Below are 9,407 nucleotides of genomic sequence, written 5' to 3'. Positions count from 1 at the left end.
GGGAAGCCCCAAATTGACGACGGGCGCAAACTGCGAAAAAGCACGATGCAACGGAGGCGACGCACTGCTTGAAAAATGATAGCTGGTGGCGCTTGTTGCACAAGGGCTAGAGGCCAAAAAGGCTTGAAACCGGCGCAGAACCCAAAGGCGAAGCCCGGCACACGGCAAAAAACCCAACGAATAAACGCCTGAGAAACCAAATGCCGCTGGATATTGCATGGCCTAAATAATGTGGCTTTTAAGAGCGGCTAACGAACGAAAGTAAGCTGCCCGCCGAAGGCGGGTCAGCTTGACTGACCGGTTAGCCACAGCGGCCAAACCAAGAATGCTGCGCAGACGCACAGCGCTACAAAAACAGAAGCTTCCACCGCACGCAAAATAAGGGCTAGCGCCAGATTTGGCTCCAAACCAACGCAAATGCCCGACGGTGGAAGCAGCGACAAACTAAGCATGACGCAGATTATTGCGAGAAGGCTAACGAACGAAAGTAAGCTGCCCGCCGAAGGCGGGTCGGCTTGACTGACCGGTTAGCCACGACGGCCAAACCAAAAATGCTGCGCAGACGCACAGCGCTACGAAAACAGAAGCTGCAAGCGCACGCAAAATAAGGGCTAGCGCCAGATTTGGCTCCAAACCAACGCAAATGCCCGACGGTGGAAGCAGCGACGAACAAAGCATGGCGCAGATTATTGCGGGCAGGCTAACGTATGAAGTTCAGCGGACGCGTAGCGGTCCGCTGTAACGCCGGGTTAGGCGCTTGGTGTTGGAACAAGCACGCTTGGCAAAACCACCCGGCCCAAAGCGCGGATGCGCCGGCGCTACACAAAGCATAGCTGGAAGAACAGGCAGAGCGTGCGCCAGCGGCACCTGGGGCGTGAACTTCGGCATGTGTGACTTTACAAACCTAACGAACGAAAGTAAGCCGCCCGCCGGAGGCGGGTCGGCTTGACTGACCGGTTAGACCCAAACGCCAAAACGGGGAAACCCCAAGCTGGCGACGGGCGCGAACCACGAAAAAGCACAGCGTAACCGAGGCGGCGCAGTGCTGACAAAAAAGCTGAAAACTGGCGCAGCGCGAAAAGGCGCAGCCCGGCGAGAAACCCAAAACCCAGCGGATAAACGCTTGGAAAGGTAAATGCCGGTGAACAAAGCATAGTGCAGATTATTGCAGGCAGGCTAACGAACGAAAGTAAGCTGCCCGCCGAAGGCGGGTCGGCTTGACTGACCGGTTAGCCACGACAGCCAAACCAAAAATGCTGCGCAGACGCGCCGCGCTACAAAAACAGAAGCTGCAACCGCAATTGAAATAAGGGCTAGCGCCGGATTTGACCCCAAATCAGCACAAATGCCCGGCGGTGGAAGCAGCGACAAACCAAGCATGGCGCAGATTATTGCGAGAAGGCTAACGAACGAAAGTAAGCTGCCCGCCGAAGGCGGGTCAGCTTGACTGACCGGTTAGACCCAGACGCCAAAAAGGGAAACCCCAGGCTGGCGATGGGCGCGGACTACGAAAAAGCACAGCGTCACCGAGGCGGCGCAATGCTGACAAAAAAGCTGAAAACTGGCGCAGCGCCAAAAGGCGAAGCCCGACGAGAAACCCAAACCAGAACGAATGCCCGACGGTGGAAGCAGCGACAAACAAAGCATGGCGCAGATTATTGCGAGAAGGCTAACGAATGAAGTTAAGCGGCGGCGAAGCCGTCCGCCTTGAACGCCCAGTTAGCCCGAGATGCGACTACAGGGCACCCAAGCTTAACGACGAGTGCGAGCCTGGGAAAAGCACACCGCCACGGAGGCGGCGCAATGCTGACAAAAAGATAGCTACTAGCGCAGGCTGCATAAGCGCTAGAGGCTAAAAAAACTTGAAACTGACGAAGTATAGAAAGGCGAAGCCCCGCACGCAGACAAACACCCAGCGGATAAACGCTTGAGAAGGTGAATGCGGTGGAATAAGTCATGGACCTGAATAGAGCGATTATCGAACAGGGCTAACGTCTAAATTCAGTGGTTGCGAAGCAATCCACTGCAATGCCGGGTTAGGGACATGGGGGTTGAACAGGCACGCTTGGCGCAACCCGGAAGCCCAAAGCGCGGATGCGCCGCCACTATGGAAAGCATAGTTGGAAGCATAGGCAGAGACTGCACCAGCAGCACCTTGGGCATGAAGCTTGGCATGGGTAACTTTGAAAACTAACCGGCGGCTATGCGCAGTATGGACGTCCGCGTTGAACGTTAAATTATGCCTGCTCAAGAAAACGCGATCTTACTTGCCATGATTGGGGAAAGATGACAAGCTCAAAAACCAACTAGGCTTAAAAAACTTCACCCCAGTCTTTTTTGATGTAGTTAGGGATGCGATTTGATGCTTTATAACCGCTCTTTATTCTATTTAATAAATCTGCTGAAGCTGGTGTGCTATTGATTTTGTACACTCCAGAATTGATACAGCGTAATACGTGATCAAAATTTTCAATGCGACAGTGTTTGTACCCAATAAATGATGGGTGTTTTACGAAATCATGGTCTCCTACAGAAAGCGTGCATGTGGTTTCATGCTTTGGAACCTGTGTTTCGATAGGGGCTAAGAGGAGCTTAAGTTTTCCGTCTATTTGTTTAACGTCAAAGACTGAAACGAACAGATGGTCCCCACTAGGGCCACTTGGAATAAATATGGTCGTCCCAGCCGCAACCGCCACTATGGCCATGTGAGCAGATAGCATTGCAGCACTTATTATGTGCTTTGATTGCTAAAATTTACAATATTTTTTACCATTGGTTCAATTGAAGCTTCGTCAAAGCCGACAACTTTGAGGATTGTTTCAATATCAATCCAATTAGTGCCGTCACCTTCTTTCCAACTCCATTCTGGAAATAAATTAGTGTCATGCAAATGGCTTTCTAGGTCTTTGGCAGACCATCCTCCATATTTTTCCCAAATGAAATTTATGAGTATTAATTCTGCATCGCTAAAACGATCTAAATCTTCAATAGATTTATATTCGCAATTCGAGGTTAGCGATACATATTGATGTTTTGGCTCGCGATCAACTTTAATTATATTTTTCCATGGATTTCCCGGAAATGCACGACTCGTGCCTTCAATTAGCGCCAATGTTTCAGATGGTGCGGGGCCATGTCTCAACGCTCCGAGCTTGTCGCCTGTTAAGGGTTCGCCAAACTCTTCATAAGAGGCTCTTTCAGAAAGATAAAGCCACTTCACCAACCGAAGCTTGGTGATATTCATATGTCGCTCTGATGATTTCTTTAGGAAAAAGAAAACCAACTGAGCGGCTTTATTTACATCGTAATAACTTGTGGTGAGTTGAGTCATGCGCAGCGTGGAAAAATTTCGTCGATCATACATTCATAGATGACTTTTGCAGCCTAACGAACGAAAGTAAGCTGCCCGCCGAAGGCGGGTCAGCTTGACTGACCGGTTAGACCCAGACGCCAAAAAGGGAAATCCCAGGCTAGCGATGGGCGCGAACCGCGAAAAAGCACGGCGCAACCGAGGCGGCGCAATGCTGACAAAAAGGCTGAAACCTGGCGCAACGCGAAAAGGCGAAGCCCGGCGAGAAACTCGAAACCCAACGAATAAACGCTTGAGAAGGTAAATGCCGGTGAACAAAGCATGGTGCAGATTATTGCGGGCAGGCTAACGTTGAAATTCAGTGGTTGCGAAGCCGATCCACTGCAATGCCGGGTTAGGGGCATGGGGATTGAACCGGCACGCTTCGCAAACCACTGCTGCCCAAAGCGCGGATGCGCCGGCGCTACACAAAGCATAGCTGGAAGCACAAGCAGAGCGTGCGCCAGCGGCACCTTGGGCGTGAAGTTTGGCATGTGTGACTTTCGCAACCTAACGGCCAAGGTAAGCGGCTTGCCGAAGGCAAGTCCGCTTGAGCGCCAAGTTAGATCCAGCGGGGGCTACCAAAGAATTGGAGCATCACTTGGCTTTCTCATAGTCGCTGCGAGGAGCAGTTCCATCTTTGCCTGTGTGAGGATTGGTATTTCCTTGAGTAGTCCAGTTGTTGTTACGGGCTCCATCCCTGTTAGATCTATGGTGAGGCGCTACATAAGTTCCGTCTTTGCGGGAGTAACCAGAGACGTTGTTCTCCTTGGGCGTAGTGTTGTAGCTTTTGTACGAGCTGCTACGAGAACCTTTAGCCTGTACCAAGGTAGAAATACCGAGCGTGCCTGCAATGAATATAGTTATAGATGTGATGACAATACGCTTCATGTTTACTCCAAATGATTGATGTGTGTGGCGTCTTTATGCCTCCGTTTGAAGGAGGTCTAGACATCAGCATTTTCTCTTGCAACCTAACGCCCTGATTTCAGCCGTCGCCGTAAGCAGTCAGCTACGACGAATGATTAGGCTAAAAATAATATTTGATATCAGAATGGGATTTCATTAGAGGTTACATTTTGAATGTAATTATGTATTTTTTCCTGCGTTATATATTTTTTGCAGGCCGAGCATTCACGAAATCCAAGTCTTTCAAGTAAATAGCCATTGTAATCAAGATTCGGATTAAATTTAACCATAAAATACTGAAGTAATTTTGTTTTTAATTGGCTTTTTAATGCGTGCCACTCTTCGATGATTTTATCAATTTCTATATTATTTTGCTTATTAAATGATTTATTTCCGAATTGTGTAATTATTCTGGATTTTATCTTATCCATCCGTAATTTATTGCTATCTTCTATAAGATTATCTATCTGATTTTCGATTGTTTGAAGATTAAAATCTTCCTCGATGACTGTTCCGCTGTTGAGAGCCTCTATCGATTTTAATGTCGGTGGGTTTTCTAATTTAAAAACTAACTCCATTCGTGTGATGAAGCGCTCTGGATTAGATGTGAGTAAATCCTCGTTTTCAGAAAACCAAACCCTAAATCTCGATATTTCAATATCACCTCTTCCATGTATCTCTGGAGGGATATAAAAGTTCTTGTAGTCAGCGCGTAAATTTTCACACGCTCTATCCGAGTGAAATGCCGGTGGATTGCCCTCGCGAACCATTGTTTTTGTATCGATGGCTTTATTCTCAGAATATGCATATTCAATAAAAAAATCGAAATCTTCATATAACATTTTTGCAGCAGCCAGCCATCTTCGTTCATTTTCTGAGAGAAAAGATAAGTCTTTATGGTATATGTCATCAGTTGGAATATTTCCAATTTTAACCATATCAATTTTTCTTCTGATGGCGTTTGAGTTTGCGCGAGTTATATATGCCATAGTTCTTTCCTAACGAACGAAAGTAAGCCGCCCGCCGGAGGCGGGTCGGCTTGACTGACCGGTTAGACCCAGACGCCAAAAAGGGAAACCCCAGGCTAGCGATGGGCGCGAACCACGAAAAAGCACAGCGCAACCGAGGCGACGCAATGCTGGCAAAAAAGCTGAAACCTGGCGCAACGCCAAAAGGCGCAGCCCGGCACACGGCAAAAAACCCAACGGATAAACGCTTGAGAAGGTAAATGCCGGTGAACAAAGCATGGTGCGGATTATTGCGGGCAGGCTAACGAACGAAAGTAAGCTGCCCGCCGAAGGCGGGTCAGCTTGACTGACCGGTTAGACCCAGACGCCAAAACGGGAAACCCCAAGCCGGCGATGGGCGCGAACCACGAAAAAGCACAGCGTAACCGAGGCCGCGCAATGCTGACAAAAAAGCTGAAAACTGGCGCAACGCCAAAAGGCGAAGCTCCACCAAAAATGCCCAAACCAGCACCAATGCCCGACGGTGGAAACAGCAATAAACAAAGCATGGCGCAGATTATTGCGAGAAGGCTAACGAACAAAAGTAAGCCGCCCGCCGGAGGCGGGTCGGCTTGACTGACCGGTTAGCCACGACGGCCAAACCAAGAATGCTGGGCACGTGCGCTGCGCTACGAAAACAGAAGCTGCAACCGCAAGCGAAATAAGGGCTAGCGCCAGATTTGACCCCAAACCAGAAAATGCCTGACGGTGGAAGCAGCGATAAACTAAGCATGGCGCAGATTATTGCGAGAAGGCTAACGAATGAAGTTAAGCGGCGGCGAAGCCGTCAGCTTGAATGGTTTGTTAGCTGCTAAATATATACCGAACGCGCTGAGCGGCAAGCTGAATAAATGAGGCGCAGCCACCAGCTGAAAACTGAATGAAGATCAGCTTATTAAAAGACAATGTGCCAGCATGCACTTCGTCTAGAAACCAAAATGTAACGATAAATCCTATTATGGCACCATACACAACACGATATATGAAAAAAGTCAGTCGGTAGTTTCGATGACGACGAGCGTTGCTTGGAAGCTTTTCTGGAAGTCCAGCGAACCCATTAAATAGAACATGAAAATAAGCAAGGCAACCAGCAAGGCTGCCGGATGCGAGACCTAAAATTAAATACTGAGTGCTAGACAACATCAAGTTTCCTTTTCTTTGGCTAACGAACAAGGTAAGCGGCTGGCCGCAGACCAGTCCGCTTGACTGAAGAGTTAAGCCGCAAGCTCAACATCATGGAAGCTTACGGGTCAGCCAGCTTTGCAAGCTATCGACCATTTTCTGAATTTTCGGAAATTTGTTTGGTGATTGCTTCTCAACTGCGGCATGGAAGTCACGATAGAGGTAAAGCATTGAAAACGACAGCATGAGAAGCAAACCAGACATGCTTGACATTGAGGCAGCACCTTTCACACTCCAGCCACTCCAGTTGCTGAAATAGCCATAAAGTGCAACGGATAGAACAATTCCGGCTGCGACGACGAACGACTTGACGAGGCCCCAAATAAAGAAGCGAATCGTTCCGCCGACAAAAATCGGAGCGGATGCACAGCCAAATATCCCGCTTAGGACGTAGCTGGCGATTTGCGGAAGTAATACGATCGCTAGTATTGAGGAGAATATTTTTAAATCTGCATCAAGATCCAGCATGAACTTGAGGAGCACGTTTACAGCAGCGCCGAGCTCCCCTTGAAACACGCCTTTGTCGTCGATGGCTCCGATGCTGCTGGCCCAGGCAGCTGTTATGCATGTTGTAACTACAGCCAGCGAAAAAAGATACCAAACGACACGAACATCTGTTCCATATTTATTTGCAAGTTTAAGCCCGGTAAACGCAATAACGCTTGGTATTGCTATGGCGATGAAAACAAATGCGAGAATAACTTGGATTTCGCTAGAGATGCTCATAGGAGTTATTGTTGTGGCCTAACGTTGAGTTGAGGGGCGTTCCGCTTTTACCGCGTCCCTCTCGAATGTAGTGTTAACTTTACATTTCATGTTGATTAACATTCCAATGATGAGTGTCTAACCGAAATGCTGTGGCCTGCTGCTTTCAGGCTGGCTTTTATCTGGCGTTCACTTTCCTCAGTGCAATTGGGGTGAAGCCTAATTTCTTTGATGAGACTTCCTAAATCGAATGAAATAACATATCCAGCGTCTTTGTTTCTAATTACACGATGGCTCTGTAATTTGCCTTGCGAAGACATGCAGCATGTTGTGCCTTCGTCTTCATAAGACGGGATGTTTCCCACATGCACAACGCCAAACTTCTCTTTTTCGAACCCGGTTAATATCGAGTAGCGGAGCATGTCAATTACTAACCTAAATTCACTCTCGTTCTGAAATTGCTCTTCTTTAAACTGAAATTGATCGTGAATTGCACCAGTCTTTTTCGCATTATTATATATCACCTTGTAGAATGATGCAGCATTGCCAAATGGAACAGGTAATTCTCTAATTACAGAAAGCTTGTCGCTTATAAGTGCTACGCCATCACTTCCATACTCATCCCACATTTAACGGGTTTCATTGTCGCCATCAAACCAAGAGAAAAGATAATTATTGGCCCTGCCGTACAGCATTAGAGAATGATTAATGTCGTCGAGTTTCTGCCAGTCTAAATTAAACTTATTTATAATTTTGAATATTTCTGAAATTTTTTTACTGTCGTACACTCCCTCATTTTGATCGCTTTGGGCCGAAGCGGCACCTATATAAATACCGTTGTCACAAAGCAGCCACTCAAATTTTTCTTTGGTCAAATATCGAATAAGCATGAAGAGTCACCCAAGAAAGCTAAAGTTGGAGTTCAGCTGCTGCCGAAGGCAATTCGCTGCAATGACGTGTTGGACGTCTGCTCACGGTTCCCAAATATTTGCTGTCTTGGCATCGAAAAGGTGCAATTTTGGATGGAACTTGCCCTTGATTGATTCCATGTGAGCTGCATCCTCTTCGGAATACACGCCAACATAGATGCTCCAAAGTTTTGGTGGCTGCTTTGAGCCGAACTTGGCCGCCTTGTTGATCGCCTCGATGATGTGTTCGTCGTAAGGGCCGAAGTTGAAGCCGAATGTCACGATTGATCCATCAGCAGCGCACAGCCGGTCGTAGCACGTCGACAGATAGCGGTTGTGGCGAATGTGCTCCAGCTTTTCGTCGCCATTTCCTGCGGTTACGAAGATTGGATAGTTGCCGGCCTCAAGCCGCACTCCAATGTTTTTAAGAAGGTAATTGCCTTCCGCGTATTGTTCTTTTATCACCTCATGCCCCGAATCAAAGAGGTGCAGTGCTCCATGTAAGTAGTGAATGTTCTGCTCTGCTTGATTTGACCCCCAAAGAAGATCAGACCACTCCTGCTCTTCACCTTCGCTCACTTCGACGGGATTCAATAGCTCTCGCCCAAAGCCATCTATCGGATTGACAACCCCTTGGCGCATAAGAACCCAATAGAGCAAGAGGTCGTAGTTTGTTGAATAGATGTGCCCTCCGCTGGCCAAGAACAGACTGAGAAACTGGGCGCAAGCTGCTGCCCTTTCTTCTGGCATCTTGTAGACATGCTCGGGATGCAACTCCTTAACGGATTTGAGCAAGCCGTCCTTTAGATGTTGGCTGGCGGTTCTGATTTTTTCCTGGAGCCCCTCTTCAGCACCAAATGCTTTGAGTAAGGCAGTCGTGGTGTCGAGTTGGCGCATGACAAGCTCGAAATTCTTCGTCTTGATGGCACCAAAGAGCTTATTGATGAGGTCGTCGTTCCGCGAGTTTAGAAACATGTAGAGCGCGTTGTATGAAAAAATGTCTTTGTCGTAGGCCATGCTGAAGCCATTGCCGATGAGCAGGGACATCGGCCTTTTCTTCTTCTGCAAAGAGCCAATCACCTCGTTGAACGTCATCATCTTTCTCTCCCTCTCGATATGAACCAACTGGGTTTACAGACGCCCAACGAACGAAAGTAAGCTGCCCGCCGAAGGCGGGTCAGCTTGACTGACCGGTTAGACCCAGACGCCAAAAAGGGAAACCCCAGGCTAGCGATGGGCGCGAACCGCGAAAAAGCACAGCGTAACCGAGGCGGCGCAATGCTGACAAAAAAGCTGAAAACTGGCACAGCGCCAAAAGGCAAAGCCCCACCAAAAATACCCAAACCA

General features: G+C 48.1%; 18 protein-coding genes. All 18 read right to left on the bottom strand.

The genetic code is table 11. The annotated features are described in order from the left end of the window. On the bottom strand, positions 1 to 219 hold a 219-nt coding region (locus tag Q390_RS20070; RefSeq protein ID WP_156949952.1), incomplete at its 3' end, for a DUF1010 domain-containing protein. Positions 220 to 896: 677 nt separating this feature from the next. Next, complete coding sequence (locus Q390_RS20660; protein ID WP_342666110.1) at positions 897 to 1,154, bottom strand: DUF1010 domain-containing protein; 258 nt, start codon at positions 1,152 to 1,154, stop codon at positions 897 to 899. A 234-nt stretch (positions 1,155 to 1,388) separates the two neighbouring features. Continuing rightward, the gene (locus Q390_RS20700; RefSeq protein WP_425423960.1) at positions 1,389 to 1,496 is read right to left on the bottom strand and encodes a DUF1010 domain-containing protein; all 108 of its coding nucleotides are present in this window, start codon (positions 1,494 to 1,496) and stop codon (positions 1,389 to 1,391) included. A gap of 186 nt (positions 1,497 to 1,682) precedes the next feature. Next, positions 1,683 to 1,958 (bottom strand): DUF1010 domain-containing protein, encoded by a 276-nt coding sequence (locus Q390_RS19740; RefSeq protein ID WP_084153980.1) that lies wholly within the window; start codon positions 1,956 to 1,958, stop codon positions 1,683 to 1,685. A gap of 354 nt (positions 1,959 to 2,312) precedes the next feature. Continuing rightward, positions 2,313 to 2,720, bottom strand: coding sequence for a hypothetical protein (locus Q390_RS20065; protein WP_156949951.1), 408 nt, complete (start codon positions 2,718 to 2,720; stop codon positions 2,313 to 2,315). Positions 2,721 to 2,731: 11 nt separating this feature from the next. Continuing rightward, positions 2,732 to 3,331: a Panacea domain-containing protein gene (locus Q390_RS19735; protein WP_169737292.1), complete on the bottom strand. Its 600-nt coding sequence runs from the start codon at positions 3,329 to 3,331 to the stop codon at positions 2,732 to 2,734. Positions 3,332 to 3,364: 33 nt separating this feature from the next. Further along, complete coding sequence (locus Q390_RS20655; protein WP_342666109.1) at positions 3,365 to 3,628, bottom strand: DUF1010 domain-containing protein; 264 nt, start codon at positions 3,626 to 3,628, stop codon at positions 3,365 to 3,367. 231 nt (positions 3,629 to 3,859) lie between these two features. After that, positions 3,860 to 3,934, bottom strand: coding sequence for a DUF1010 domain-containing protein (locus Q390_RS20695; protein WP_425423959.1), 75 nt, complete (start codon positions 3,932 to 3,934; stop codon positions 3,860 to 3,862). A gap of 12 nt (positions 3,935 to 3,946) precedes the next feature. Then, a complete protein-coding gene (locus tag Q390_RS20210; protein WP_037473395.1) occupies positions 3,947 to 4,240 on the bottom strand; it encodes a hypothetical protein in 294 nt (97 codons plus the stop codon). A 158-nt stretch (positions 4,241 to 4,398) separates the two neighbouring features. Beyond that, entirely contained in the window at positions 4,399 to 5,247 is an 849-nt protein-coding gene (locus Q390_RS20050; protein WP_156949950.1) for a hypothetical protein, read from the bottom strand. Next, on the bottom strand, positions 5,198 to 5,449 hold the full coding sequence (locus Q390_RS20045) for a DUF1010 domain-containing protein (protein WP_245606954.1): 252 nt from the start codon (positions 5,447 to 5,449) through the stop codon (positions 5,198 to 5,200). The genes Q390_RS20050 and Q390_RS20045 overlap by 50 nt, the downstream gene beginning before the upstream one ends. Positions 5,450 to 5,513: 64 nt before the next feature. Beyond that, complete coding sequence (locus tag Q390_RS20040) at positions 5,514 to 5,774, bottom strand: DUF1010 domain-containing protein (RefSeq protein ID WP_156949953.1); 261 nt, start codon at positions 5,772 to 5,774, stop codon at positions 5,514 to 5,516. Positions 5,775 to 6,069: 295 nt separating this feature from the next. Next, positions 6,070 to 6,408 (bottom strand): hypothetical protein, encoded by a 339-nt coding sequence (locus tag Q390_RS20035; RefSeq protein WP_156949948.1) that lies wholly within the window; start codon positions 6,406 to 6,408, stop codon positions 6,070 to 6,072. Between the two features lie 90 nt (positions 6,409 to 6,498). Further along, positions 6,499 to 7,173 carry a hypothetical protein gene (locus Q390_RS0116795; RefSeq protein WP_027997104.1) on the bottom strand — a complete coding sequence of 225 codons (675 nt, stop codon included), beginning with the start codon at positions 7,171 to 7,173 and terminating at the stop codon, positions 6,499 to 6,501. Between the two features lie 95 nt (positions 7,174 to 7,268). Next, positions 7,269 to 7,781 carry a hypothetical protein gene (locus tag Q390_RS0116790; protein WP_027997103.1) on the bottom strand — a complete coding sequence of 171 codons (513 nt, stop codon included), beginning with the start codon at positions 7,779 to 7,781 and terminating at the stop codon, positions 7,269 to 7,271. Further along, the gene (locus Q390_RS0116785) at positions 7,782 to 8,027 is read right to left on the bottom strand and encodes a hypothetical protein (RefSeq protein ID WP_156949947.1); all 246 of its coding nucleotides are present in this window, start codon (positions 8,025 to 8,027) and stop codon (positions 7,782 to 7,784) included. It abuts the gene before it with no gap. Positions 8,028 to 8,123: 96 nt separating this feature from the next. Further along, positions 8,124 to 9,155 carry a DUF4917 family protein gene (locus Q390_RS0116780; protein WP_027997101.1) on the bottom strand — a complete coding sequence of 344 codons (1,032 nt, stop codon included), beginning with the start codon at positions 9,153 to 9,155 and terminating at the stop codon, positions 8,124 to 8,126. After that, positions 9,155 to 9,367: a DUF1010 domain-containing protein gene (locus Q390_RS20030; RefSeq protein ID WP_245606953.1), complete on the bottom strand. Its 213-nt coding sequence runs from the start codon at positions 9,365 to 9,367 to the stop codon at positions 9,155 to 9,157. The genes Q390_RS0116780 and Q390_RS20030 overlap by 1 nt, the downstream gene beginning before the upstream one ends. Positions 9,368 to 9,407 lie beyond the last annotated feature (40 nt).

This window comes from Simplicispira psychrophila DSM 11588 (genome assembly GCF_000688255.1).
In the GTDB taxonomy this organism is placed as follows: domain Bacteria; phylum Pseudomonadota; class Gammaproteobacteria; order Burkholderiales; family Burkholderiaceae_C; genus Simplicispira; species Simplicispira psychrophila.
Note: the sequence above shows the minus strand (reverse complement) of the source record. Positions and strands in the feature narration are given on the sequence as shown.